The sequence below is a fragment of the Pseudomonas baetica genome, assembly GCF_002813455.1.
Lineage (GTDB): Bacteria > Pseudomonadota > Gammaproteobacteria > Pseudomonadales > Pseudomonadaceae > Aquipseudomonas > Aquipseudomonas baetica.
The window spans coordinates 2263193-2287638 of the sequence record NZ_PHHE01000001.1; the positions used below are offsets into that span (position 1 = coordinate 2263193).

24 protein-coding genes are annotated in these 24446 nt (G+C 59.5%); 14 read left to right on the forward strand and 10 right to left on the reverse strand.

Going from position 1 to position 24446, the window contains the following annotated elements:
• Positions 1-3 precede the first annotated feature (3 nt).
• Complete coding sequence (locus tag ATI02_RS10350) at positions 4-963, reverse strand: MerR family transcriptional regulator (RefSeq protein ID WP_095190889.1); 960 nt, start codon at positions 961-963, stop codon at positions 4-6.
• Between the two features lie 209 nt (positions 964-1172).
• On the opposite strand from ATI02_RS10350, the gene ATI02_RS10355 reads away from it, so the two are divergent.
• From ATI02_RS10355 to ATI02_RS10385, 6 genes are all read left to right on the forward strand, one after another.
• A complete protein-coding gene (locus tag ATI02_RS10355) occupies positions 1173-1748 on the forward strand; it encodes an antibiotic biosynthesis monooxygenase (protein ID WP_100846216.1) in 576 nt (191 codons plus the stop codon).
• Between the two features lie 175 nt (positions 1749-1923).
• Entirely contained in the window at positions 1924-2634 is a 711-nt protein-coding gene (gene folM, locus ATI02_RS10365; protein WP_100846218.1) for a dihydromonapterin reductase, read from the forward strand.
• A gap of 21 nt (positions 2635-2655) precedes the next feature.
• Positions 2656-3216 (forward strand): GTP cyclohydrolase I FolE, encoded by a 561-nt coding sequence (gene folE / locus ATI02_RS10370; protein WP_100846219.1) that lies wholly within the window; start codon positions 2656-2658, stop codon positions 3214-3216.
• Positions 3217-3588, forward strand: a complete 372-nt coding sequence (gene folX / locus ATI02_RS10375; RefSeq protein ID WP_095190885.1) for a dihydroneopterin triphosphate 2'-epimerase — start codon at positions 3217-3219, stop codon at positions 3586-3588. It begins immediately after the preceding gene.
• A gap of 68 nt (positions 3589-3656) precedes the next feature.
• On the forward strand, positions 3657-3953 hold the full coding sequence (locus ATI02_RS10380) for a DUF1244 domain-containing protein (RefSeq protein ID WP_100846220.1): 297 nt from the start codon (positions 3657-3659) through the stop codon (positions 3951-3953).
• Positions 3946-4284, forward strand: coding sequence for a HopJ type III effector protein (locus ATI02_RS10385; protein WP_095190883.1), 339 nt, complete (start codon positions 3946-3948; stop codon positions 4282-4284). The genes ATI02_RS10380 and ATI02_RS10385 overlap by 8 nt, the downstream gene beginning before the upstream one ends.
• Before the next feature lie 178 nt (positions 4285-4462).
• Here the strand turns inward: ATI02_RS10385 and ATI02_RS10390 are convergent, their stop codons facing one another.
• Positions 4463-5794 (reverse strand): IS4 family transposase, encoded by a 1332-nt coding sequence (locus ATI02_RS10390; protein ID WP_100846221.1) that lies wholly within the window; start codon positions 5792-5794, stop codon positions 4463-4465.
• Between the two features lie 120 nt (positions 5795-5914).
• Positions 5915-6877 carry a thioredoxin-disulfide reductase gene (trxB, locus tag ATI02_RS10395; RefSeq protein WP_095190882.1) on the reverse strand — a complete coding sequence of 321 codons (963 nt, stop codon included), beginning with the start codon at positions 6875-6877 and terminating at the stop codon, positions 5915-5917.
• A 311-nt stretch (positions 6878-7188) separates the two neighbouring features.
• Here trxB and cysZ point away from each other — a divergent pair, with 311 nt between their 5' ends.
• Together cysZ and ATI02_RS10410 are read left to right on the forward strand one after the other, a co-directional pair.
• Positions 7189-7941 carry a sulfate transporter CysZ gene (gene cysZ, locus ATI02_RS10405; RefSeq protein WP_100846222.1) on the forward strand — a complete coding sequence of 251 codons (753 nt, stop codon included), beginning with the start codon at positions 7189-7191 and terminating at the stop codon, positions 7939-7941.
• Positions 7942-7995: 54 nt separating this feature from the next.
• Positions 7996-9195 (forward strand): glycosyltransferase family 4 protein, encoded by a 1200-nt coding sequence (locus tag ATI02_RS10410; RefSeq protein WP_095190880.1) that lies wholly within the window; start codon positions 7996-7998, stop codon positions 9193-9195.
• A 107-nt stretch (positions 9196-9302) separates the two neighbouring features.
• Here ATI02_RS10410 and ATI02_RS10415 read toward each other — a convergent pair whose 3' ends face one another.
• The 3 genes from ATI02_RS10415 to ATI02_RS10425 all read right to left on the reverse strand — a co-directional run bounded on the left by ATI02_RS10415 (position 9303) and on the right by ATI02_RS10425 (position 11686).
• The gene (locus ATI02_RS10415) at positions 9303-10406 is read right to left on the reverse strand and encodes an NADH:flavin oxidoreductase (protein WP_100846223.1); all 1104 of its coding nucleotides are present in this window, start codon (positions 10404-10406) and stop codon (positions 9303-9305) included.
• A 187-nt stretch (positions 10407-10593) separates the two neighbouring features.
• Entirely contained in the window at positions 10594-11076 is a 483-nt protein-coding gene (locus tag ATI02_RS10420; RefSeq protein WP_095190878.1) for a glutathione peroxidase, read from the reverse strand.
• 124 nt (positions 11077-11200) lie between these two features.
• Positions 11201-11686, reverse strand: coding sequence for an FKBP-type peptidyl-prolyl cis-trans isomerase (locus tag ATI02_RS10425; protein WP_100846224.1), 486 nt, complete (start codon positions 11684-11686; stop codon positions 11201-11203).
• Between ATI02_RS10425 and ATI02_RS10430 the strand changes: the two genes are divergently transcribed.
• Genes ATI02_RS10430 through ATI02_RS10440 form a run of 3 tightly spaced genes read left to right on the forward strand, consistent with a single transcriptional unit; the run spans position 11655 to position 15047 of the window.
• Positions 11655-11981 (forward strand): DUF3565 domain-containing protein, encoded by a 327-nt coding sequence (locus ATI02_RS10430; protein WP_095190900.1) that lies wholly within the window; start codon positions 11655-11657, stop codon positions 11979-11981. The genes ATI02_RS10425 and ATI02_RS10430 overlap by 32 nt on opposite strands.
• 60 nt (positions 11982-12041) lie before the next feature.
• Positions 12042-14141 (forward strand): phosphate acetyltransferase, encoded by a 2100-nt coding sequence (pta, locus tag ATI02_RS10435; RefSeq protein WP_095190876.1) that lies wholly within the window; start codon positions 12042-12044, stop codon positions 14139-14141.
• A complete protein-coding gene (locus tag ATI02_RS10440; protein WP_100846225.1) occupies positions 14142-15047 on the forward strand; it encodes a 1-acylglycerol-3-phosphate O-acyltransferase, YihG family in 906 nt (301 codons plus the stop codon).
• A 193-nt stretch (positions 15048-15240) separates the two neighbouring features.
• Here the strand turns inward: ATI02_RS10440 and cysN are convergent, their stop codons facing one another.
• The 3 genes from cysN to ATI02_RS10455 all read right to left on the reverse strand — a co-directional run bounded on the left by cysN (position 15241) and on the right by ATI02_RS10455 (position 19082).
• Positions 15241-17139, reverse strand: a complete 1899-nt coding sequence (gene cysN / locus ATI02_RS10445) for a sulfate adenylyltransferase subunit CysN (RefSeq protein WP_095190874.1) — start codon at positions 17137-17139, stop codon at positions 15241-15243.
• A 9-nt stretch (positions 17140-17148) separates the two neighbouring features.
• The gene (gene cysD, locus ATI02_RS10450) at positions 17149-18066 is read right to left on the reverse strand and encodes a sulfate adenylyltransferase subunit CysD (protein WP_100846226.1); all 918 of its coding nucleotides are present in this window, start codon (positions 18064-18066) and stop codon (positions 17149-17151) included.
• A gap of 257 nt (positions 18067-18323) precedes the next feature.
• Positions 18324-19082 (reverse strand): Nif3-like dinuclear metal center hexameric protein, encoded by a 759-nt coding sequence (locus ATI02_RS10455; protein ID WP_095190872.1) that lies wholly within the window; start codon positions 19080-19082, stop codon positions 18324-18326.
• A gap of 103 nt (positions 19083-19185) precedes the next feature.
• On the opposite strand from ATI02_RS10455, the gene algW reads away from it, so the two are divergent.
• The 3 genes from algW to ATI02_RS10470 all read left to right on the forward strand — a co-directional run bounded on the left by algW (position 19186) and on the right by ATI02_RS10470 (position 23280).
• A complete protein-coding gene (gene algW, locus ATI02_RS10460) occupies positions 19186-20343 on the forward strand; it encodes a Do family serine endopeptidase AlgW (RefSeq protein WP_095190871.1) in 1158 nt (385 codons plus the stop codon).
• Between the two features lie 87 nt (positions 20344-20430).
• Positions 20431-22548: a TonB-dependent siderophore receptor gene (locus tag ATI02_RS10465; protein WP_100846227.1), complete on the forward strand. Its 2118-nt coding sequence runs from the start codon at positions 20431-20433 to the stop codon at positions 22546-22548.
• 12 nt (positions 22549-22560) lie between these two features.
• Positions 22561-23280 carry a DUF4198 domain-containing protein gene (locus ATI02_RS10470; protein ID WP_095190869.1) on the forward strand — a complete coding sequence of 240 codons (720 nt, stop codon included), beginning with the start codon at positions 22561-22563 and terminating at the stop codon, positions 23278-23280.
• A 113-nt stretch (positions 23281-23393) separates the two neighbouring features.
• On the opposite strand, the gene hisC is transcribed toward ATI02_RS10470, so the two are convergent.
• On the reverse strand, positions 23394-24446 hold the full coding sequence (gene hisC / locus ATI02_RS10475; RefSeq protein ID WP_095190868.1) for a histidinol-phosphate transaminase: 1053 nt from the start codon (positions 24444-24446) through the stop codon (positions 23394-23396).

Sequence of the window (24446 nt, forward strand, 5' to 3'; positions counted from 1 at the left end):
CGCTCAGGTATCGAGTTTGCCCGTCAGTATCTGCATCAGACGCTTACGCATGGTCGCCCCTTCATTACCAACGCAACCGATCGACGTTCCGCTGAGGCTTTCCTGCGCCAGATCGGACGCATCTCCCGCCAACAACAACTGGCAATCCAGACTCAACGCCAAACGGTTCAAACGCCGTGGCAATTCCGGGCTCGGCGCATGGTTGGAGAACAGCACCAGCGCCTGCGGTTTGATCCTTTCGCAGACCAGCGTCAATTCATCGAACGGCTGCCCGGTGGTCAGCACCCGCACCCCCGATTCACTGGTGCTGAGAAACAACGCCGCCACCAGCAGTTCCAGCTCACGACACTGACCGGCCAAGGCGCTGACAATGATCTTGCGCGTCTGTGAGCCGCGTAACGCAATGATTCGCTGCAATACCCGCGTGCGCAGGTAACCATCGAGAAACAGCCATTCGCTGGTTTGCCCAAAGGCGTCCTGACGCTGCAGCAATTGCCGCCAGAGCGGCATCAGAATGTCCTGAAACACCACTGGCAAAGCATACGAAGAGAAGATCTGACCATAAACCCGGTCCAGTTCAACGTCATCAAAGGCGCTGACCGCTCTTTGCAACTGGTGCTGCCATTGCTGGTAGTCGGACTGCACCAGATCATCAGGAATGATGTGTGCCAACACTTTCAACGGATCGGTTTTAGCGAGGATCTTGCCGATCTTGCTGACCGCGACACCTCGGTCGATCCACTCGACGATGCTGCGAACGCGATCGATATCGGTCATCGAATACAAGCGATGCCCACTTTCGGTGCGCGTCGGCTCAATCAGACCATAGCGCCGCTCCCATGCGCGCAGCGTGACCGGGTTGACGCCGGTCAGTCGTGAGACTTCGCGAATGGGAAACAGATCTTCGCGCTCAAGCGCAACGGTTGCCTGCGAAGCAGGGCTTTCGTCCGTCATGACAGGCATGGGGCGGTCAACGTCCAAGTGGATTTTGGATCCCATTCTAACCCCGATGCACCATTTGGGTTCAAGCGATGATCTGCGACGAAAGTCTCTGGTTTAATTGCGAAAATCAGGAATAATCCTTGCTTGTTAAAAAACGCGGGCCACTACCCCGGCCCTCGTACTGCAAAGCTCTTACCCGGAGCGACGCACTCGAAATACGGAGATACACAATGTCTACTTCCCCCGTCACGCTGATGGTTGCCCGTCGCGTCGCCGATGGCCGCTACCAGGATCTGATCGCCTGGCTGCGCGAAGGCGAGCAACTGGCCACTGACTTCCCCGGGTATCTCGGCTCCGGCGTGCTGGCTCCGCCGCCCGGCGATAACGAATTCCAGATCATTTTCCGCTTCGTCGATGAACAGACGCTGCATGCGTGGGAGCACTCGGCTTCACGTACCGCCTGGCTGGACCGCGGTTCTGACCTGTTTGCCCATCCCAAGGAGCATCGCGTCAGCGGCATTGAAGGCTGGTTCGGCGCAGGTACCGTGGGTGCACGCCCGCCGCGCTGGAAACAGGCTGTGGCGATCTGGCTGGCGTTCTTTCCGGTGTCGCTGCTGTTCAATTTTGTCCTCGGCCCGCTGCTCGCCGACATGAGCCTGTTGGCGCGGGTGCTGATCAGCACGGCGTGTCTGACGCCGCTGATGGTTTACCTCTTTATTCCGCTGTCGACGCGGTTGCTCGCGAACTGGCTGAACAGCACGCCGGTGCGCCAGTTGCCAGTGACGTCTTCCGCACAGAATCGATGATCTCTGTGTGGGAGCGAGCCTGCTCGCGAATACGGACTGACCTTCAACATTGATGTCGACTGAGACAGCGCTTTCGCGAGCAGGCTCGCTCCCACAGTAATGGGGACAGCCGACGATAGGTGGGCAAGCCATGTCGCTGTTATAGTTTTTGCTCCCACCTCGATGCGAGCCGTTCATGCCTGATTCCTCCGCCCCGATCCTCATCACCGGTGCTGGCCAGCGTGTCGGCCTGCATTGCGCGCAGCGGTTACTCGAGGACGGCTATCGCGTCATCTTCACCTACCGCAGCGAACGCCCCGGCGTACAGACGCTACGAGATCTGGGCGCCGTCGGCCTGTTCGCGGACTTCTCCAGCGAAGCCGGGATTCTCGCCTTCATCAACGAACTGAAAACCCACACCGACCGCCTGCGCGCCATCGTGCACAACGCCTCCGAGTGGCTGGCCGAAATTCCGGACAGCGAAGCCGAAGCGTTCACGCGCATGTTCAACCTGCACATGCTCGCGCCGTATCTGATCAATCTGCACTGTGGCGAATTGCTGCAGCGCTCGACGCCCGCCGACATCATCCATATCAGCGACGATGTCACTCGCAAAGGCAGCAGCAAGCACATCGGTTATTGCGCCAGCAAAGCCGGACTCGACAGCCTGACCCTGTCGTTCGCAGCGCGTTATGCGCCGGCAATCAAGGTCAACGGCATCGCGCCGGCCCTGCTATTGTTCAACCCCGACGACGACGCGGCGTACCGCGCCAAGGCGCTGGCCAAATCCGCACTGGGCATCGAGCCCGGCAGCGAAGTGATCTATCAGAGCCTGCGCTATCTGCTCGACAATCCGTATGTCACCGGCACTACCCTGACCGTCAACGGCGGACGGCACGTCAAATAACCCCGCCAGCGAGGATGTTCCATGACCCGTTCCCTGCCCGAAAACTACCGTGAGATCCTCATCGGCCTCGGTGAAAATCCCGACCGTGAAGGGTTGCTCGACACCCCGGTGCGCGCGGCGAAGGCCATGCAATACCTGTGTCACGGTTATGGGCAGAGCGTCGATGAGATCGTTAATGGCGCACTGTTTGCCTCGGACAGCGACGAGATGATCATCGTCGCCGACATCGAGTTGTACTCATTGTGCGAACATCACCTGCTGCCCTTCATCGGCAAGGCCCATGTGGCTTATATTCCGACAGGCAAGGTGCTGGGGCTGTCGAAGATCGCGCGACTGGTGGACATGTTCGCCCGGCGCCTGCAGATTCAGGAAAACCTCACCCGGCAGATCGCCGACGCGGTGCAGCAAGTCACCGATGCCGCTGGCGTCGCGGTCGTCATCGAGGCCAGACACATGTGCATGATGATGCGCGGTGTCGAGAAACAGAATTCGACCATGAACACCTCGGTCATGCTTGGCGCCTTCCGCGACTCGAGCAACACCCGCCAGGAGTTCCTGCAATTGATTGGACGGAGCAAATAAATGTCACAACTTCAACCGGGAATGGCGCGCATCCGGGTCAAGGATCTGCGCTTGCGCACCTTTATCGGGATCAACGAGGACGAGATCCTCAACAAGCAGGATGTGCTGATCAACGTCACCATTCTGTACGCCGCGCAGGAAGCGGTGCGTGATAACGACATCGACCACGCACTCAATTACCGCACCATCACCAAGGCGATCATCGCCCACGTCGAGGGCAACCGCTTTGCGCTGCTTGAACGACTGACCCAGGAATTGCTCGATCTGGTGATGAGCAACGGCTCGGTGCTGTATGCCGAAGTCGAAGTCGACAAGCCCCATGCGCTGCGTTTTGCCGAGTCGGTGTCGATTACCCTCGCGGCCAGCCGCTGAGCGTGTCTGGCGCATTGGTTGCCAGACTTTTATCATCCGCGCCACGAATTGACTGCACAGAGCCCATCATGACCGAGCAACAACGCCTCGAACTCGAAGCCGCCGCCTTCCGCCGGCTCGTCGCCCATCTGGACAGCCGCAAGGACGTGCAAAACATCGACCTGATGAACCTCGCCGGGTTCTGCCGCAACTGCCTGTCGAAGTGGTACAAGGCCGAAGCCGACGAGCGCCAGATCGAAGTCAGTCTCGACGACGCCCGCGAAGTGGTTTACGGCATGCCGTACGCCGAGTGGAAAGCCCGATTTCAGCAAGAAGCCAGCGCCGAACAACTAGCGGCGTTCGCCAAAGGAAAACCCAATGAGTGATCTGAACACCCTGCGCGCCAGCCTCAAGAGCGGCGAACACGTTTTCGCCGACACCCTGGCTTTCATCGCCAACGGTTACGACTACCAGCCTCAGGCGTTCAACAACGGTGGTGTGGAAAACGCTGCCGGGCAGAACGAAGGTTCGTGCAAGACCCTGGGTCTGGCGCTGCTGGAAGGCCTGAGCGATGAAGAAGCGCTGCTGGCGTTCGGCGAGCATTACCGCTCCGTGGTGGCGACGCCTGAGGGCAGTGATCACGGCAATATTCGGGCGCTGATCAAGCATGGCCTGGCCGGCGTGAAATTCACCGCGCAACCCCTGACCCGCCGCTGATTCCTCCAGCCACACACAATCCCTGTGGGAGCGGGCTTGCTCGCGAAAGCGGTGTGTCAGTCACCACAAATAGTGCCTGACACGACGCCTTCGCGAGCAAGCCCGCTCCCACATTGGGTATGTGGCGTAGCTGAAATCGCGGGCACAAAAAAACCGGCCAATCTCTGGCTAATGCCAGTCAGTTAAGCTGACTGGCATTTTTGTTTTTGATCGGATACTTCGGCGATTTGAGCCTGATTGCCCGAGGATAAATGCGCTCCTCGCGTCGATGTGGCAGGACATAATGCGGGGCTGAGGCATGCAACTCTGCGAGATATTTGGGGATGTTCCCCGAACGATCCGCAGAAACGCCGTTGATAAACCCCAAGATCGCCCAAGTGCACGCGGTGAAGCTCAGTTCGCATGGATGGATGCCTGGACAATGGCGGCTCATCTCCACCATCTGATAACGCAACAGGTTGTAGCCCAACAACACGCCCCACAGTTCCTGCTCAATCATTTCGGGCGTCTTGCTGCGCAGCGTATAGCTGCTGTTCAGCAGGGTCTGCTTCATTTCTCTAAACCCTAACTCGATCTCCCATCGCTGGCTGTAGAGATCGACGATTTCGTCGGACGGGAAGCGTAATGAGTCGGCCATCGACGTCAGTATCTGACAAACCTTGCCCTTGACGGTTTTGCTCAGAAGCCGCGCAGTCAGGCGCTCCGGCAATCCAGGCCATTGCTTGCGGGCCTGCGGCGAAGTACTCAACGAGACCACAGCATCGTGGCGCCCCAAACGCTGAAGCACTTCGTACTGCGAGCCTTTTTTCAGCGGCATCAACCAATGTCGCTCGATGCCTGCTTGCTGCCATTGATGCAGCAACCCCAAGGAATAAAAGCCGCGATCGAACAGCGTCAGCGAGTGATCGGGGGTGGTTTCGATCAGTTGCTCCGCCAGTTTCATCTCGTTGCTGCGATAGCCGTCAAACGCGCTGCCAATCAGTAAGTGACTGGTCAATTCCATTTGGCAAACCATGCGCACCTGAGGAAAACCAGTATCGCCATGCTGGTTGCTGGCGGAGTCGTAACGCGCACGGTTTTCCGGTGTATCGGGCGTACGCCAGACGACGCCGTCGACACCCAGCAAGCGCAACCCGGCCCAGGTCGGATGACTGGCCGCTTCATGCCAGCTTTTCTGAGTCAGATCGAAGACTTGTCGTACGGCCTCGCTGCCCAGCCGCTGACGGGCTTGGACTACGGCGCTGGGCGCGACCAGCGGACGTTGCCCAGGCAGCATGATGTTCATGCGACTGACCACATCCCACGCCGACATGCGTTGAAAAAACGCCATGGAGATGACGCACCAAAGCATCATTTCCAAAGGTAAGCGTCGCCTGCGCAAAGTGGCTACACCGGCCTGCTCCAATGCCTGTTCGACCAGAGATGGATCAAGCAACGAGTCCAACCCTTCGAGGGAGTTGGGAGTCGAGACGAAGTTGTGGGTGAGTTCCAGTGCCCGAGCCAGACGCATAAAAAAATCCGATGCCTATTCAGGCATCGGATTTTGATTTCTTGCGGCCAAAGGTCAAGCAAAAGGGCTTAACTGATCGGCATTAGCCAATCTCTGGCCGGTTTTTTTATGCCTGCGATCTTAGAACGAAGCGTTCTGCAGACCATCCAGATAGCGCTCGGTGTCCAGTGCTGCCATGCAGCCGGCGCCGGCCGAGGTGATGGCCTGGCGGTAAACGTGGTCAGCCACGTCACCGGCGGCAAAGATGCCTTCGACGCTGGTTGCGGTGGCGTTGCCGTCACGGCCGCCCTGCACGACCAGATAACCGTCTTTGAGGGTCAACTGGCCTTCGAACAGCGAGGTGTTCGGAGTGTGGCCGATGGCGATGAACACGCCGTCGACTTTGATCTCGTCGAAGCTGCCGTCGTTGTTCTTCAGACGCGCACCGGTCACGCCCATATTGTCGCCCAGTACTTCGTCGAGGTTGGCGTTCAACTTGAGGATGATCTTGCCTTCGGCCACACGGGCGTTGAGCTTGTCGATCAGGATCTTCTCGGCGCGGAAGGTTTCGCGACGGTGGATCAGGGTCACGGTGCTGGCGATATTGGCCAGATACAGCGCTTCTTCAACAGCGGTGTTGCCGCCGCCAACCACTGCAACAGGCTTGTTACGGTAGAAGAAACCGTCGCAGGTCGCGCAGGCGGAAACGCCTTTGCCCATGAACGCTTCTTCCGACGGCAGGCCCAGGTAACGAGCGCTGGCGCCGGTGGCGATGATCAGCGCGTCGCAGGTGTAGGTCGCGCTGTCGCCGGTCAGGCTGTATGGCTTGGAAGCGAAGTCCACCGCGTTGATGTGATCAAAGACGATCTCGGTTTCAAAACGCTCGGCGTGCTCGCGCATGCGCTCCATCAGTACCGGGCCGGTCAGGCCGTGGACATCGCCCGGCCAGTTGTCGACTTCGGTGGTGGTGGTCAGTTGACCGCCAGCCTGCATGCCGGTGATCAGCAGTGGCTTGAGGTTGGCACGGGCGGCATAGACCGCAGCGCTGTAACCGGCAGGGCCGGAACCGAGAATAATCACTCGCGAATGACGGACTTCAGACATGACCTGCTCCTGTTGACCGGGCCGAAAAACTGGCGCGGAACGCCGGACTGCCGGCGGGAATAAAAAAGGACCGTGGAAAACCTTGGGGAAGGCTTGAGCTCGACAGTCCTATAAAAAGTTGGGTGCAGCGTATCGAGGGGGGCAAGATTAAGGAAATACGGTTTAACAATCCAGCTCATAGGTGGTCTCTATGCCGACACACTGACGAGATGGACGTCTTTGTTACAGTGGATGTCGATCACTCTGCCGCGCTTTCGCACGTAGTGCAAAGCCGGTAAGGTCGGCGCGTTTTCCCTTGCTCGGAGCACCTTATGCCCGCACCCGTTCTGTCCGGCCCGCAATACCTGCGCGAAGGCCTCAAACTGGTCCTTAGCCCCAGCCTGCGATTGTTTGTGCTGCTGCCGCTGGCCATCAACCTGGTGTTGTTCGTCGGATTGATCTATCTGGCCGGCCACCAGTTCAGCCTGTGGGTCGATACGCTGATGCCATCGCTTCCCGAATGGCTGAATTTCCTCAGTTACATCCTGTGGCCGCTGTTCGTGGTACTGGTGGCGTTGATGGTGTTTTTCACCTTCACCATGCTCGCCAACATCATTGCAGCGCCCTTCAACGGCTTCCTCGCGGAAAAAGTCGAAGTGGTGGTGCGCGGCACCGATGACTTCCCGGCGTTCAGCTGGGGCGAACTGGTCGCGATGATCCCGCGCACCCTCGCTCGGGAAATGCGCAAACTCGGCTATTTCCTGCCGCGTGCCATCGGCCTGTTCATCCTCTCGTTCATCCCGGTGGTGAACATCGTTGCCGCGCCGCTGTGGCTGCTGTTCGGTGTGTGGATGATGGCAATCCAGTACATCGACTACCCGGCGGACAACCACAAACTGGGCTGGAACGAGATGCTCGCCTGGCTGCGCGAGAAGCGCTGGCAGAGCATGAGCTTTGGCGGGATCGTCTATCTGGTGTTGCTGATCCCTGTGGTCAACATCCTGATGATGCCCGCGGCTGTGGCTGGCGCGACGTTGTTCTGGGTGCGTGAGCGCGGCGCGGAGAACCTCGTCACTCAACGCTGAGCCGGTCTCAAACAGTCGGTCACAAATCCATCATCCGAACGTCACAAGCACGACATGGCCTCAGCCGACACTGAGGCCATGACGACAGCTCTACACATCACTCTGATCAGCGAAACCTTCCCACCGGAAATCAACGGCGTGGCCAATACCCTTGGCCGCTTGTGCGACGGCTTGCGCGCGCGCGGGCATCGGGTCGAACTGGTGCGCCCGCGCCAGGCCGACGATCCACAGCGCTGTGAGGACGATGCCTTGCTGCTTTGCCGGGGCTGGCCGTTGCCGGGCTATCCGGGGCTGCAATGGGGTCAGTCGTCAATGCACAAATTGCTGCGACGCTGGAAGCGTCAGCGCCCGGATGTGCTGTACATCGCCACGGAAGGCCCGCTGGGCCTGTCGGCATTGCGCGCGGCACGGCGCCTGGGGATTTCAGTGGTCAGTGGTTTTCACACAAATTTCCAGCAGTACACCAGTCAGTACGGCCTCGGTCTCCTGACACGGATGCTGACCCACTACCTGCGCTGGTTTCACAACCGTTCAGCGCTGACGCTGGTGCCGAGCATCAGCCAACGGCTGGAGTTGGAGCGCAGGCACTTCGAGCGTTTGGCGTTGTTGTCGCGAGGTGTCGACAGCCAGTTGTTCCACCCGGCCAAACGACTGAACGCTCTTCGAGAGCAATGGGGACTGGGCGAGCGGGATATTGCGGTGATTCACGTAGGAAGGCTCGCACCAGAGAAAAACCTTGGCTTGCTCAAACGCAGCTTTGAAAAACTGCGCAGCACTTATCCACAGCGCAATCTGAAACTGATCGTGGTCGGTGACGGGCCGCAACGCCTGGCACTGGAAAAGGACCTGCCGGAGGCGATCTTCTGCGGCTCACAACGCGGTGAAGCCTTGGCGGCGCACTATGCATCGGGTGATGTGTTTCTGTTTCCGAGCCTGACGGAAACCTTCGGCAATGTGGTACTCGAAGCACTGGCGTCGGGGCTTGGCGTGGTGGCTTACGATCAGGCAGCGGCGGCGCAGCATATTCGTCATGGATACAACGGCGTGCTGGCGATGCCGGGAGATGAGGAAGCGTTTTGCGATGCGGCGGCGTGGTTGCTGGAGGAAGATGAGACTTTACGTTGTGTGCGCTTGAATGCGCGGCAGCATGCGAGTCGCCAGGGCTGGGCGGCGATTATCGAGCAGTTTGAAGGTCATTTGCGTGGGGCTTGTGTCGGGGAGCAGGTTGTCCCGGATGCACAGACATTGCCTTGATTACCGCTGACGTTAAGCCGTCTTCGCGAGTAAGCCCGCTCCCACATTGGAATGCATTTCAATTGTGGGAGCGGGCTTGCTCGCGAAGGGGCCTATGAAGGCGCCCGTTAAACCAGCGTCATCAACGCCTCGCGGCTGAACGGCAGAATGTCCTGCTCACGCCCTTCGCGCACTTTCTGCGCCCAGTCCGGATCGACCAGCAGCGCGCGACCCACCGCCACCAGATCAAACTCCTCTTTATTCAGACGCTCCAGCAGGTTCTCCAGACTGGCCGGTTGCGCGACCTTGTCGGTGTTGACCATGAACTGCAGGAACTCGCCATCCAGGCCGACGCTGCCGACAGTGATGGTCGGTTTGCCGGTGAGCTTGCGCGTCCAGCCCGCCAGGTTCAGCTCGGAGCCGTCGAACTCCGGCTCCCAGAAACGCCGCGTCGAACAGTGGAAAATATCCACACCGGCCTCGGACAACGGCTTGAGGAACTCGCCCAGCGCCTCCGGTGTTTGCACCAGACGCGCGGTGTAATCCTGCTGCTTCCACTGCGAGAAACGGAAGATGATCGGGAAGCCCTCACCGACCGCTGCGCGCACCGCTTGAATCAACTCAATAGCGAAACGCGAACGATTGGCCAGGCTGCCGCCGTATTCGTCGGTGCGCTGGTTGCTGCCTTCCCAGAAGAACTGGTCGACCAGGTAGCCGTGGGCACCATGGATTTCGACGCCATCCATGCCGATGGCTTTGGCGTCTTTAGCGGCCTGAGCGAACGCAGCGATAACGTCCTGAATGTCCTGTTTGGTCATGCCGTGCACGACGACCTGACCGTCCTTGAGTTTTTCCGTCAGGCCGTACCCCGGCACGCTGGCGTCCGGCTCGGTGCCGATACGACGCACGCTGCCGACGTGCCACAGTTGCGGAACGATCTTGCCGCCTTCGGCGTGTACGGCATCAACGACTTTTTTCCAACCGGCCAGCGCGGCCTCACCGTAGAAGTGCGGCACGTTCGGGTAGCCGTTGGAGGCCTTGTGGCCGACGGTGGTGCCTTCGGTGATGATCAGGCCCACACCCGCCGCCGCGCGACGACGGTAGTACTCGATGACTTTAGAGTTCGGCACGCCGCCCGGGGAAAACGAACGGGTCATTGGCGCCATGACCACACGGGTCGGCAGTTCGAGGGCACCGAGGTGGAACGGTTTGAACAAGGCTTGAACCGGCATTGGAAGGCTCCACAAGGAATGTCTTTATGACGGCGATAATATGGGCCGACGAAGCCATTGAACAGCACTATTGATTTGGGTGATTAAGGATTAAAAGACAGAAAGCAAAAGATCGCAGCCTTCGGCAGCTCCTACAGTTGATCTCATGTAGGAGCTGCCGAAGGCTGCGATCTTTTGATCTTGATGTTCAGCTCAGCGCTTTTTCAATCGCATGAACAATGGTCGGATCATCCGGCGCCGTGCGTGGCGAGAATCGCGCCAGCACCCGGCCGTCCTTGCCGAGCAGGAACTTCTCGAAATTCCAGGTGATATCACCGGGAAACTCCGCGCCCTCGCCCGCCAGCAGACGGTAGAGCTGATGACGATCGTGGCCGTTGACTTCGAGCTTGCTCGACAACGGGAACGTCACGCCATAGTTGAGGCTGCAGAATTCCTGAATTTCCTGTTCGCTGCCAGGTTCCTGGCCGGCAAACTGGTTGCACGGCAGGCCCAGGACGCTGAAGCCTTTGCCTTTGAATTGCTGATAAAGGTTTTCCAGCGCTGCGTACTGAGGCGTCAGGCCGCATTTGGAGGCGACGTTGACCACCAGCACGACTTGGCCCTTGAAGGGCGCCAGCGGTAGCTCCTGACCATCCAGGGCTGTCAACTTAAGGTCGTGAAAAGCACTCATGACGTACTCCAGGATTCCCGTGTTCTTCTCGAAACAGCCACTTGGCGAGACCACCAAGGACAGCCGCGGACTAAAAAGGCGCCCGCGGGCGCCTCTCCAGTTCTCGAAAGCTTAGCGCAGAAAATCAGTGCTGATGGCCACCTTCGCCATGGACGTGACCATGAGCGATTTCTTCCTGGCTGGCGTCACGGATAGCAACGATCTTCACTTTGAAGTTCAGACGCTGACCGGCCAGTGGGTGGTTGCCGTCGACAGTGACGTCGTCGCCGTCCAGGTCACGGATGGTGACGATTTGCATTTGGCCGTCCGGCGCCGAAGCGTGGAACTGCATGCCGACTTCCAGCTCGTCAACGCCTTCGAACATGCTGCGGCTCAGAGTGCTGACCAGTTCGGCTGCGTATTCGCCGTAAGCGTCTTCCGGTTCAACGGAGACTTCCAGTTCGTCACCAACAGCTTTGCCTTCCAGGGCTTTTTCCAGGCCCGGGATGATGTTGCCTGCGCCTTGCAGGTAAACCAGCGGAGCGCCGCCGGCGGAGCTGTCGATGACCTCACCAGCGTTGTTGGTCAGGGTATAGTCGATGGAGACAGCCTTATTGGCGGCGATCAGCATGGGGCGAGACCTTTTGCATAAGAATATAGAAAGGCCAAGTTTAGCGAAGCAATCGCGCGAAAGCGAACACAACCCGGACAAACGGGATTCAACGATCACAGGCTTGCATCAAGACGAGGACGCTCATTGGGTGGCCGAGCTTTCCTGTGGACACACGCAACACCTGCGCCACCAGCCGCCATGGCAATCGCGAGCGTGGGTATTGGACCCGGGGCAACGTATTGAAAAAATAGGCCAACCCTTTGCCTGCGGTTGGTGCGCACAAGGCTCGGTTAGCGATAACCTTGGCGACTGAATTTCGGCTGATCGTCAGCTATAGGCGACGGCCATTGCCATGCACCCTTAGAGAATTCGCATGCAAACTTTTTTTATCGCACCCACCGATTTTGGCGTGGGCCTGACCTCCATCAGCCTCGGGCTAGTGCGTACTTTGGAGCGCGCCGGGCTGAAAGTCGGCTTCTTCAAACCGATTGCCCAGCCGCATCCGGGCGACACCGGGCCTGAGCGCTCCACTGAACTGGTGGCACGTACCCATGGCCTGAGACCGCCGCAACCGCTGGGCCTGGCCCATGTCGAGCGGATGCTCGGCGACGGTCAGCTCGATGAGTTGCTGGAAGAAATCATTACCCTGTATCAGCAAGCGGCTGTCGGCAAAGACGTGCTGGTGGTTGAAGGCATGGTGCCGACCCGCAGCGCCAGTTACGCGGCGCGGGTCAATCTGCATTTGGCCAAAAGCCTCGATGCCGAGGTGATCCTGGTCTCGGCGCCGGAAAACGAAGTGCTCGCCGAACTCTCCGGCCGCGTCGAGTTGCAGGCGCAATTGTTCGGAGGCCCGAAGGACCCGAAAGTCCTTGGCGTGATCCTCAACAAGGTCAAGACCGACGAGAGCATGGACGCCTTCGCCACGCGCCTGAAGGAACATTCGCCACTTCTGCGCAGCGGTGATTTCCGCCTGCTCGGCTGCATCCCGTTCCAGCCGGAACTCAACGCGCCGCGCACCCGCGACGTCGCCGACTTGATGGGCGCGCAAGTGCTCAATGCCGGCGACTACGAAACCCGACGCATGACCAAAATCATTATCTGCGCGCGAACCATGCGCAACACCGTCGAGCTGCTCAAGCCTGGCGTGTTGGTGGTAACGCCGGGCGATCGCGACGACATCATCCTCGCGGTCAGCCTCGCGGCGATCAACGGCGTGCCGCTGGCCGGCCTGCTGCTGACCAGCGACACCCTGCCCGACCCGCGCATCATGGACTTGTGCCGTGGCGCGTTGCAGGCCGGTCTGCCGGTGTTGTCGGTGAGCACCGGCTCCTACGACACCGCCAACCTGCTCAACGGCCTGAACAAGGAAATCCCGATCGACGACCGCGAGCGCGCGGAGATCATCACCGATTTTGTCGCCAGCCATCTCGACGCCAACTGGCTGCACCAACGCTGTGGCACGCCACGGGAAATGCGCCTGTCGCCAGCGGTGTTCCGTTACCAATTGATCCAGCGCGCCCAGGCGGCGAACAAACGCATCGTCCTGCCCGAAGGCAGCGAACCGTTCACCGTGCAGGCGGCGGCCATCTGTCAGGAACGCGGGATTGCCCGTTGCGTGTTGCTGGCCAAACCCGAGGACGTCGAAGCCGTGGCCCGCGCGCAAGGCATCGTCTTGCCGCCAGGCCTGGAAATCCTCGATCCGGACCTGATCCGCGAGCGCTACGTCGAGCCGATGGTCGCCCTGCGCAAGACTAAAAGCCTCAACGCGCCAATGGCCGAGCAGCAACTGGAAGACACCGTGGTGATCGGCACCATGATGCTCGCACTGGACGAAGTCGACGGGCTGGTTTCGGGTGTGATCAACACCACCGCCAACACCATTCGCCCGGCCTTGCAGCTGATTAAAACGGCGCCAGGCTGCACGCTGGTGTCGTCGGTGTTCTTCATGCTGTTCCCGGAAGAAGTGCTGGTCTACGGCGACTGCGTGATGAACCCGCACCCAAGCGCATCGGAGCTGGCCGAGATCGCCCTGCAAAGCGCCGACTCGGCGGCCGCGTTCGGCATCACCCCGCGCGTGGCGATGATCAGTTACTCCAGCGGCGAATCGGCCACAGGTGAAGAAGTCGAAAAAGTCCGCGAAGCCACCCTGCTCGCCCACGAGCAACAGCACTCGTTGCTGATCGATGGCCCACTGCAATACGACGCCGCCGCCAACGCGGAAGTCGCCCGGCAACTGGCTCCGAACAGCCAGGTGGCCGGTCGCGCCACCGTGTTCGTGTTCCCCGACCTCAACACCGGCAACACCACCCACAAAGCCGTGCAGCGCAGCGCCGACTGCGTCAGCCTCGGCCCGATGCTGCAAGGCCTGCGTAAACCGGTGAACGACTTGCCGCGCGGCGCGCAAGTCGATGACATCGTCTACACCATCGCCCTCACCGCGATTCAAGCCGCCAACCGACCTATGGATGTGTAAATGCTGGATTTTCTACCTGCACCGCTGCGCGGCGTGATCGCCTCACTGTTGTTGGCGCTCAACACGATTCTGCTCTGCTCGTTTCTGTTCTGCGTGGCGCTGATCAAAGTGCTGCCATTCAGCCTCGCCCGACGCGCATCGCTCTGGCTGATGAGCCACACCCACGAAGCGTGGATCAGCAACAACAAAGGCTGGATGAACCTGGTGCGCCGCACCCGCTGGCACCTCAGCGGCCTGCAGGGTCTGGACTACAAACACTCGTATCTGATCACCAGCAACCATCAGAGCTGGGTCGATATTCTGGTGCTGCAATACGTGCTCAACCGGCGCATTCAGCCGCTGAAGTTCTTCCTCAAGCAGGAGCTGATCTGGGTGCCGGTGATCGGTCTGGCGTGGTGGGCACTCGGCTTCCCGTTCATGAAACGCTACTCCAAGGCCTACCTGGCAAAGCACCCAGAGAAGAAAGGCAAAGACCTGGAAACCACCCGCAAGACCTGCGCGAAATTTCGCGACAACCCGGTGGGGATTTTCAACTTCGTCGAAGGCACACGCTTCACTGAAGACAAGCATGCCCAGCAGCAATCGCCGTTCAAATACCTGCTCAAGCCCAAGGCCGGCGGCATTGCCTTTGTGCTCGATGCCATGGGCGAACAGCTGGAATCGATCGTCAACGTGACCATCCACTATCCGGCCGGGCGTCCGGGATTCTGGGACCTGCTGTGCGGCAATGTGCGGGACGTAGTGGTGCACTTTGAAGAGCTGAAGATTCCCCAGCAATTCATTGGCAAGAATTACGATCAGGACGGCGAATACCGCCTGCAGTTCCAGGGCTGGATCAATCAGCTGTGGCTGGACAAGGATGCACTGCTGGAACAGATGCACCGCGAATATCCAGCCAAACACTAACCCCCTGTGGGAGCGAGCCTGCTCGCGAAAGCGGTGGATCAGCTTGCAAAGATGTTGAATGAGATAACGCTTTCGCGAGCAGGCTCGCTCCCACAGTTTTGATCGCCGTATGCCCGAATAAAAAAAAGCCCGCCGATGATTGCTCATCGGCGGGCTTTTTCTTGCCGCTAGAAGCTTGTCGCAGCTTCAGTGCTTAGATCGCGCCACGTTTACGCAGCAGATCCAGCACTTGCTTGACGCTTTCTTCCAGCGTCAGCGACTGGGTGTCGATCACCAGATCGGCATTGAGCGGCACATCGTACGGGAAAGACTCGCCCGGAATGTTATCGCCACCCGCCGCATACAACCCTTGCGGATCACGCTCGGCACACACGGTCGGCGAAGCCTGCACATAAACCGTCAGCAGACGATCCTTGCCAATCAGATCCTTGGCCTGTTCGCGGCCTTCGGCGCTAGGCGCGACGAATGCCGCCAGCGTCAGCAGGCCCGCCTCGTTGAACTGACGCGCAACATGCGCAGCACGGCGCCAGTTCTCGGTACGGCCGGCGCGATCCTGTGGCAGACCTTTATTGAGGTCGTGACGCAGATTCTGACCATCGAGCACAAACACTGCGCGGCCCATGTCGAACAACTTGCGCTCGACCGCATACGCCAACGTGCTCTTACCCGCGCCCGACAGACCGCTGAACAACACAGTGGCCGGTTGCTGGCCGAAACGCTGAGCGCGCTCTTCAGTGGCAACATGCGCCAGTTTGCCGTGGTGCGAAGCCGTGCCGTGAGCCAGCGGCTGAGCGACGATCATGCCGGCACCGACGGTGCCGTTGGTCAAACGGTCGATGATGATAAATGCGCCGGTGGTGCGGTTGCTCTCGTAACCGTCGAGGGCGATCGGCGCATCGAGCGCGATCTTCACCTTGCCGATTTCGTTGAGCTGCAACGCGCTCGCCGGGCCTTCTTCAAGGGTATTCACGTCGACCTTGTTGACGATGCTGGCAATCGAGCCCGGCACGTAACTGGTGGCGCGCTTGATGTCGTATTTCTTGCCCGGCAGCATCGGCTCTTCAGCCATCCACACCAGCATCGCTTCGAAGCTGTCGGTGACCGGCGGCACGTTGTCGGCATGCACCAGCAGGTCGCCACGGGAGATGTCGATTTCGTCTTCCATGGTCAGCGTCACCGCTTGACCGGGGCCTGCGTGTTCCAGTTCACCTTCGAAGGTGACGATGGATTTCACGCGGCTGCTCTTGCCCGACGGCAACACCACGACTTCGTCGCCCTTCTTGACGATGCCACTGGCCAGGGTGCCGGCGAAACCGCGGAAGTTCAGGTTCGGACGGTTGACGTACTGCACCGGGAAACGCAGATCGGTGAAATTGCGGTCGCCCGCCACTTCCACGGTCTCGAGGATTTCCATCAGCGACTGGCCGGTGTACCAAGGCGAGCGCTCGGATTTGTTCACCACGTTGTCGCCCTTGAGAGCCGACATCGGCACGAAGTGCATGCTGGTCGGCTTCATCTTCAAGCCTTCGGCGAACTTCAGGTAGTCGGCCTTGATCGACTCGAACACGCCCTCATCGAAGTCTTTCAAGTCCATCTTGTTGATGGCAACAACGATGTGTTTGATCCCAAGCAGCGAGGCGATAAAGCTGTGGCGACGGGTCTGGGTCTGCACGCCGTAACGGGCATCGACCAGAATGATCGCCAGGTCACAGGTGGACGCACCGGTGGCCATGTTGCGGGTGTACTGCTCATGGCCGGGGGTGTCGGCGATGATGAATTTGCGCTTGGCGGTGGAGAAGTAGCGGTAGGCGACATCGATGGTGATGCCCTGCTCACGCTCGGCCTGCAGGCCGTCGACCAGCAATGCCAGGTCAATGTCTTCGCCGGTGGTGCCGACTTTCTTCGAGTCGCGGGTGATCGCTTCCAGGTGATCTTCGTAGATCATCTTGGAGTCGTGCAGCAGGCGCCCGATCAGGGTGCTCTTGCCGTCATCGACGTTACCGCAGGTCAAAAAGCGCAGCAGCTCTTTACGTTCGTGCTGGCCCAGGTAGGCGAGGATGTCCTCGCTGATCAAATCAGATTGATGCGACATGACAGCCCCTTAGAAATAGCCTTGACGTTTTTTATCTTCCATGGAGCCGGCGCCATCGTGGTCGATGACACGGCCCTGGCGCTCGGAAGTTCGCGTCAGGAGCATTTCCTGAATGATGTCCGTCAGGCTTTCGGCCTCGGACTCCACCGCGCCCGTCAACGGGTAGCAGCCAAGGGTGCGGAAACGCACTTTCTTTTTGACGATGTGCGCTTTGTCTTCATCGGACAGATGCTCAAGGATGCGCTCGTCGTCGATCATGATCAGCGTGCCGTTCTTCTCGATCACTTCGCGCTCGGCGGCGAAGTACAGCGGCACAATCGGGATGCCTTCGAGGTAGATGTACTGCCAGATGTCCAGTTCGGTCCAGTTCGACAACGGGAACACACGAATGGATTCGCCCTTGTTGACCTTGCCGTTGTAGACGTTCCACAGCTCTGGACGCTGATTTTTCGGATCCCAGCGGTGCTTGCTGTCGCGGAACGAGTACACGCGCTCTTTGGCGCGGGATTTCTCTTCATCACGGCGGGCACCGCCGAACGCTGCGTCGAAACCATGCTTGTCGAGTGCCTGCTTCAGGCCCTCGGTCTTCATGATGTCGGTGTGCTTGGCGCTGCCGTGGGTGAACGGGTTGATGTTCTGCGCCACGCCGTCCGGGTTGATATGGGTGATCAGATCCAGGCCCAGTTCTTCGACCATCTTGTCGCGGAACTTGTACATCTCCTGGAATTTCCACCGGGTGTCGACGTGCATCACCGGAAACGGCAGTTTGCCCGGGAAGAACGCCTTGCGTGCCAGGTGCAGCATCACGGCGGAGTCTTTACCGATGGAGTACAGCATCACCGGGTTGTCGAACTCGGCGGCCACCTCGCGGATGATGTGGATGCTTTCCGCCTCCAGCTGTTTCAGATGCGTCAGTTTGTCGACCATGGCTACTCACGAAAGCTTTCTTATGAACGGCCAGCGGGCCGTGTTCGAGCGGGGAATCCTAGCACAGCGACCTCTTCTAATCAGGACGCCAACTAGATCGAAAGGGTATATGAATATGCCCACTCGTTTGGGCGCACAGCCGCTTTTCCTGTGGGAGGGGGCTTGCTCCCGAATGCGGTGTGTCATTCGACGATGATTTCGAATGACACACCGCATTCGGGAGCAAGCCCCCTCCCACATTGGAGAGATGTTTAACCTCAGATCGGATTCGGGCAATCGATGAAGATGTGCTCGAGGGCAAAGCGCTTCGCCAGGTAATCGCCCAATGCCTGGACGCCATAGCGCTCGGTCGCGTGATGGCCGGCGGCAATGAAGCTGATGTCGTTTTCCCGGGCGCTGTGGAACGTCTGCTCGGAGGCCTCACCGCTGAGAAACAGATCGACACCCGCTGCCACACCGTGATCGATATAACCCTGACCGCCTCCGGTGCACCAACCGACCCGGCGAATCATCGCGCTGCCTTCGACCAATAGCGGCTCACGACCCATGACTTCCTGGACCTTGCGGGCAAAATCGCGCGGGGTCATCGGCTCGTTAAGCGAACCGACGAGACCTACGATTTTCAGGTTGTCCGGGTCCAGAGGGCCTTCGACGGTGATGTCCAGTTGACGGGCCAACTGCACGTTGTTGCCAACGTCCGGATGCAGATCCAAGGGCAGGTGATAGGCGAGCAAACTGATGTCGTGCTTGAGCAGGGTCTTGAGTCGGCGCTGCTTCATGCCGGTGACGCACGGGTTTTCACCCTTCCAGAAATAACCGTGGTGCACCAGTATCAGATCGGCTTCAGCTTCGACAGCGGCGTCAAGCAAGGCCTGGCTGGCGGTCACGCCGCTGACGATGCGCATCACCTGCGGACGCCCCTCGACCTGCAAGCCGTTGGGGCAATAATCGGCAATTTTCGCACTGCCAAGGTAACGGTCGGCTTCTTCGACGAGGGTGCTGAGGGCGACGGCCATGAAAGACTCCTAAATATCCCGTTCAGAGGCACGCGCGGCCTCGTATAATGCGCGACATTATGGGCGGTCTGACCCCGCCTGCAACTTTTCCAGGACGTGCTTAATGCTCAAGGCGCTACGTTTTTTCGGCTGGCCGCTGTTGGCCGGTGTGCTGATCGCTCTGTTGATTATTCAGCGTTACCCGCAGTGGGTCGGGCTACCGAGCCTCGACGTCAACCTGCAACAGGCTCCGCAAACCACCAGCGTGCAGCAGGGGCCGGTGTCCTATGCGGATGCGGTGACGATCGCCGCGCCGTCGGTGGTCAACCTCTACACCACCAAAGTCATCAACAAACCGGCTCATCCGCTGTTTGAAGACCCGCAGTTCCGCCGTTTCTTCGGCGACAACTCGCCGAAACAGAAGCGCATGGAGTCGAGCCTCGGCTCCGGTGTGATCATGAGCCCGGAAGGCTACATCCTGACCAACAACCACGTGACCAGCGGCGCCGATCAGATTGTCGTGGCGCTCAAGGATGGCCGCGAAACCCTCGCCCGAGTGATCGGCAGCGACCCGGAAACCGACCTCGCCGTCCTGAAAATCGACTTGAAAACCCTTCCGGCAATCATTGTCGGCCGTTCCGACAACATCCGTATCGGCGACGTCGCGCTTGCCATCGGTAACCCGTTTGGCGTCGGCCAGACCGTGACCATGGGCATCATCAGCGCCACCGGGCGCAATCAACTGGGCTTGAACAACTACGAAGACTTCATCCAGACCGACGCAGCGATCAACCCCGGCAACTCTGGTGGTGCGCTGGTCGACGCCAACGGCAACCTCACCGGTATCAACACCGCGATCTTCTCCAAGTCCGGCGGTTCACAAGGCATCGGTTTTGCCATCCCGGTGAAACTGGCGATGGAAGTGATGAAGTCGATCATTGAGCACGGTCAGGTGATTCGTGGCTGGCTGGGCATCGAAGTGCAGCCACTGACTCAGGAGCTGGCCGAGTCGTTTGGCTTGTCCGGGCGGCCGGGGATTGTCGTGGCGGGGATTTTCCGCGATGGCCCGGCGCAGAAGGCCGGCCTGCAGCTGGGCGACGTGATCCTCAGCATCGACGGCGAACCGGCCGGTGATGGCCGCCGTTCGATGAACCAGGTGGCGCGGATCAAACCGACCGATAAAGTAACGATTCAGGTAATGCGCAACGGCAAGGAAATCAAGCTTACGGCTGAAATCGGACTGCGCCCACCACCCGCACCGGTGCAGGAAAAAGAAAAATAAGACTTTATTCGCGTCATCGGCGCGAATAACAGACATTCTCAACAGGCATGTTATATTGTTTCAATTTAATCATTGGAACAACATAACATGTCGTCTCGAAAAAAGGCCTCGCTGTTCAGCCTGACCCTGGGTTTGCCCCTTGCCTTGCTGGGTGAACCGGCCTTCGCCGAAGAACCGCAGCCGCTCGAACTTGAAGCGATCAGCGTCACCTCCGACTACGAATCCGCCACCGGTCCCGTCAAAGGCTACCGCGCGACCCGCTCGTCCAGCGCCACCAAAACCGACACCGCGATCCGCGATATTCCCCAGGCCATCAGCGTGGTGCCCGCCAGCGTGCTCAAGGATCTGGGCAGTACCAGCGTCGAACGCGCACTGGACTTTGCCGGCGGCGTTTCGAAGCAGAACAACTTCGGCGGTCTGACCCTCTACGAATACAGCGTGCGCGGCTTCACCACCTCGGAGTTCTACAAGGACGGCTTCAGCGCCAATCGCGGTTACCCGGCCACCCCCGACGCCGCCAACATCGAGCGCATCGAAGTGCTCAAAGGCCCCGCCGCCAGCCTGTATGGCCGAGGCGATCCGGGCGGTACGGTGAACATCGTCACCAAGAAACCGCAACCTGAAGCCTTTACCACCCTGCAAACCAGCGCCGGCAGTTGGGATCGCTATCGCACCGCGCTGGACGTCAACACGCCACTCGATGAACAGGGTGATGTGCTCTCGCGGATCAACCTCGCCGTCGAGGACAACCACAGCTTCCGCGATCACGTCGACAGCCAGCGCGTGTTCGTCGCGCCCTCGATCAGTTGGCAACTCAATCCCGACACATCGCTGCTGGTGGAAAGCGAAATCGTCCGCCACAACTCCACGTTCGACCGTGGCATCGTCGCGCCGAACAACAAGTGGAGCGGCGTTTCGCGCTCGACCTTCCTCGGCGAACCCAACGACGGCAACATCAACAACCACAACAATCTGCTTCAGGCCACCCTCGAACATCACCTCAATGACGCCTGGAAACTGCGTCTGGCCAGCCATTACAAGGAAGGCAAACTCTGGGGCGACGCGTCCGAGAGCCGGGCGCTGAACGCCGATGGCCATACGCTCAACCGACGCTATCGCGAGCGCGACACCCGCTGGCACGACAGCATCACCCAACTGGAATTGCGCGGTCTGTTCGACCTCGGCCCGTGGCAACACGAATTGCTGATCGGCAGCGAGTACGAGAACTACCGCAAGAACGAGCGCGTCACCACCATCGCTGGTGGCCCTTACGCGATCGACCTCTACAAGCCGATCTACGGCCAACCGAAACCCAACGGCGCCCGCTCCGGTACCGACCTTTTCGAACACGTCGAAAGCCATGCGCTGAACCTGCAGGATCAAATCGTCTTCAGCGACAAACTGCGCGGAATGATAGGCGCGCGCTTCGAGCACTTTGATCAACGCATCGACGATCACACCCGCAACGCCAAAAGCCAGCAGACCCACGACGCCCTCACCCAACGCGCCGGCCTGCTCTATCAGTTGACGCCGAACACCGGCCTGTTCGCCAACGCCTCGACCTCGTTCAAACCGAACAACGGCCTCGATGCCTCCGGCAAATCCTTCGATCCGGAAGAAGGCGTCGGTTACGAAATCGGCATCAAGAACGAACTGTTCGACGAACGCCTGAGCAGTACCCTCGCCTTCTTCCACATCGACAAGGAAAACGTCCTCGCCCTCGACCCGGGCACCGACACCAGCCGGGCCATGGGCAAGGCACGCAGTCGCGGTTTCGACTGGCAAGTGACCGGGCAAGTAACCGATGCAGTACGGGTGATCGGCGCATTCGCCTACATCGACGCTGAAGTGACCAAGGGCGACGCGGCGATCCCGACCGGCAGCCGTATCCTCGGCGTGGCCAAACGCAGCGGAAGCCTGCTCGGTGTGTACGAGTTTCAGGATGGTCATTTACGTGGCTCGGACGTCGGCGCGGCCTTCACCTATGTCGGCGATCGCTCCGGTGAGGCCGGCGGTGATTTTGAAATGCCGGCCTATCACACCGTCGATCTGCTGGCCCATTACAAGGCCAGCGACAACGTCACCGTTGGCCTGAACCTGAACAACCTCTTCGACGAAAAATACTATGAGCGCTCTTACAGCAATTACTGGGTCAACCCCGGCGAGCCGCGCAATTTCACCGTCAGCCTGACACTCAACCTGTAAAAGGACGTCAACATGCACTACCGCAAAACCCTGCTGATCATCGCCGCACTGTTCGCCACTCAGGCCTCGGCCCATGGCCTGTGGACCGAACAACGACGCGGTAACATCGAAGTGATCTACGGCCATGGCGCCGAGGACAATGCCTTCAAGGCGCAGAAAATAAGCGGCGCCTGGGCCTATGATGCCGGCGGCAAAATGATCCCGGTCAGCGTCGAGCGTCTGGCCGATCACGCACGCCTGAAACCGTTGAAAACACCGGCGGTGATGGCTGTGGCGCTGAACAACGGCATGTGGTCGCAAACCGCTGACAAGAAGTGGATTAACCAGGGACGCAGCAAAGTCCCGGGCGCGGTCGAAGCGACGGAGACCTTCAAGTACAGCCTGGCGATTTATCAGCCCGGGGCGAAGTTGCCCAAGCTCGATCAGATCAAACTGCTGATTCTGCCGGAAGTTGATCCGCTGACGGTCGGGCCGGGCAAGTCATTGCCGGTGCGCGTGTTGCTCGATGGCAAACCGGCGGCGGGGGTGAAGTTGATCGGTGACTATCGCAGTGCGCCGAATACCCTGAGCACCGAGACCGACAAGGACGGTCGTGCGCAGGTGTTGGTGCGTAATGAAGGGCTGAATGTGATTGCGGCGCAGGTTGAGGTGCCGGTGAAGGACAGCCCGGACGTTAACAGTCGCGGCTTGTTCACCTCGCTGACCTTCCTCGGCGAGCCGCATCACGAGTAGGACATTGCTATTGGTGGCGCTCCATTCGCGAGCAAGCCCGCTCCCACATATGACCGTGCTCCATCTGAAGAGACGCGGTTAAAGGTGGGAGCGGGCTTGCTCGCGAAGGCGGTTTAGAGCTCGCCCAGACCTTCGATCAACGCCTGATTCTGCTCCGGCGTGCCAATCGAAATACGCAGGAACTGGGCAATCCGTTCCTGCTTGAAGTGCCGCACGATCACGCCCTGCTCGCGCAATTTGGCCGCCAACCCTGCCGCATCGTGTTGCGGATGCCGGGCGAAGATGAAGTTCGCCGCCGACGGCAGCACTTCAAAGCCCTTGGCCTGCAACTGCGCAACCACCCACTCACGGCTCTCGATCACCAGACGGCAAGTCTTGTCGAAGTACTCGCGATCCTCGAACGCCGCTGCCGCACCGACATTCGCCAATCGATCAATCGGATAAGAGTTAAAGCTGTTCTTGATCCGCTCCAGCGCCTCGATCAAGTCCGGATGCCCGACCGCCAGACCGACGCGCAAGCCAGCCAGCGAACGGGACTTGGACAGGGTCTGCGTCACCAGCAGGTTCGGATAACGATCCACCAGACTGATCGCCGTCTCGCCACCGAAATCGATGTAAGCCTCATCCACAACCACTACCGAATTCGGGCTGGCGATGAGAATCCGCTCAACCGCATCCAGCGCCAGCAGGCAACCGGTCGGTGCGTTCGGATTCGGGAAAATGATCCCGCCATTTGGCTTTGCATAGTCCGCCGGGTTGATCTGAAACTGCGCATCCAGTGGCACCGCATCGAACTTGATGCCGTACAAACCGCAATACACCGGATAGAAGCTGTAGCTGATGTCCGGGAACAGGATCGGCTGATCGTGTTGCAACAAACCGTGGAAAATGTGCGCGAGCACTTCGTCCGAACCGTTGCCGAGGAACACCTGATTGCTCTGCACGCCGTAGTACTGGGCAACCGAATTTTTCAGCAGGTCGCTGTTCGGGTCCGGGTACAGGCGCAGGTTATCGTTGAGCTCGGTCTGCATCGCCGCCAAGGCTTTTGGCGATGGGCCGTACGGGTTTTCGTTGGTGTTGAGCTTGACCAGTTTGGTCAGCTTCGGCTGTTCGCCCGGCACGTAAGGCACCAGATCCTTGACGAACGGGCTCCAGAATTTGCTCAT

Coding starts and splice junctions, on each gene's coding strand:
- ATI02_RS10415 (WP_100846223.1), bottom strand. CDS start 10,406: ATGCCGGTTCAAGCCTTGTTCAAACCGTTCCACCTCGGTGCCCTCGAA.
- cysD (WP_100846226.1), bottom strand. CDS start 18,066: ATGGTCGACAAACTGACGCATCTGAAACAGCTGGAGGCGGAAAGCATC.
- folX (WP_095190885.1), top strand. CDS start 3,217: ATGTCACAACTTCAACCGGGAATGGCGCGCATCCGGGTCAAGGATCTG.
- cysZ (WP_100846222.1), top strand. CDS start 7,189: ATGCCCGCACCCGTTCTGTCCGGCCCGCAATACCTGCGCGAAGGCCTC.
- pta (WP_095190876.1), top strand. CDS start 12,042: ATGCAAACTTTTTTTATCGCACCCACCGATTTTGGCGTGGGCCTGACC.
- cysN (WP_095190874.1), bottom strand. CDS start 17,139: ATGTCGCATCAATCTGATTTGATCAGCGAGGACATCCTCGCCTACCTG.
- ATI02_RS10440 (WP_100846225.1), top strand. CDS start 14,142: ATGCTGGATTTTCTACCTGCACCGCTGCGCGGCGTGATCGCCTCACTG.
- ATI02_RS10425 (WP_100846224.1), bottom strand. CDS start 11,686: ATGCTGATCGCCGCCAATAAGGCTGTCTCCATCGACTATACCCTGACC.
- ATI02_RS10410 (WP_095190880.1), top strand. CDS start 7,996: ATGGCCTCAGCCGACACTGAGGCCATGACGACAGCTCTACACATCACT.
- ATI02_RS10430 (WP_095190900.1), top strand. CDS start 11,655: ATGGAGACAGCCTTATTGGCGGCGATCAGCATGGGGCGAGACCTTTTG.
- ATI02_RS10420 (WP_095190878.1), bottom strand. CDS start 11,076: ATGAGTGCTTTTCACGACCTTAAGTTGACAGCCCTGGATGGTCAGGAG.
- folE (WP_100846219.1), top strand. CDS start 2,656: ATGACCCGTTCCCTGCCCGAAAACTACCGTGAGATCCTCATCGGCCTC.
- ATI02_RS10355 (WP_100846216.1), top strand. CDS start 1,173: ATGTCTACTTCCCCCGTCACGCTGATGGTTGCCCGTCGCGTCGCCGAT.
- ATI02_RS10380 (WP_100846220.1), top strand. CDS start 3,657: ATGACCGAGCAACAACGCCTCGAACTCGAAGCCGCCGCCTTCCGCCGG.
- trxB (WP_095190882.1), bottom strand. CDS start 6,877: ATGTCTGAAGTCCGTCATTCGCGAGTGATTATTCTCGGTTCCGGCCCT.
- folM (WP_100846218.1), top strand. CDS start 1,924: ATGCCTGATTCCTCCGCCCCGATCCTCATCACCGGTGCTGGCCAGCGT.
- ATI02_RS10470 (WP_095190869.1), top strand. CDS start 22,561: ATGCACTACCGCAAAACCCTGCTGATCATCGCCGCACTGTTCGCCACT.
- ATI02_RS10390 (WP_100846221.1), bottom strand. CDS start 5,794: ATGCGTCTGGCTCGGGCACTGGAACTCACCCACAACTTCGTCTCGACT.
- ATI02_RS10455 (WP_095190872.1), bottom strand. CDS start 19,082: ATGGCCGTCGCCCTCAGCACCCTCGTCGAAGAAGCCGACCGTTACCTT.
- ATI02_RS10465 (WP_100846227.1), top strand. CDS start 20,431: ATGTCGTCTCGAAAAAAGGCCTCGCTGTTCAGCCTGACCCTGGGTTTG.
- ATI02_RS10385 (WP_095190883.1), top strand. CDS start 3,946: ATGAGTGATCTGAACACCCTGCGCGCCAGCCTCAAGAGCGGCGAACAC.
- algW (WP_095190871.1), top strand. CDS start 19,186: ATGCTCAAGGCGCTACGTTTTTTCGGCTGGCCGCTGTTGGCCGGTGTG.
- ATI02_RS10350 (WP_095190889.1), bottom strand. CDS start 963: ATGCCTGTCATGACGGACGAAAGCCCTGCTTCGCAGGCAACCGTTGCG.
- hisC (WP_095190868.1), bottom strand. CDS start 24,446: ATGAGCAAATTCTGGAGCCCGTTCGTCAAGGATCTGGTGCCTTACGTG.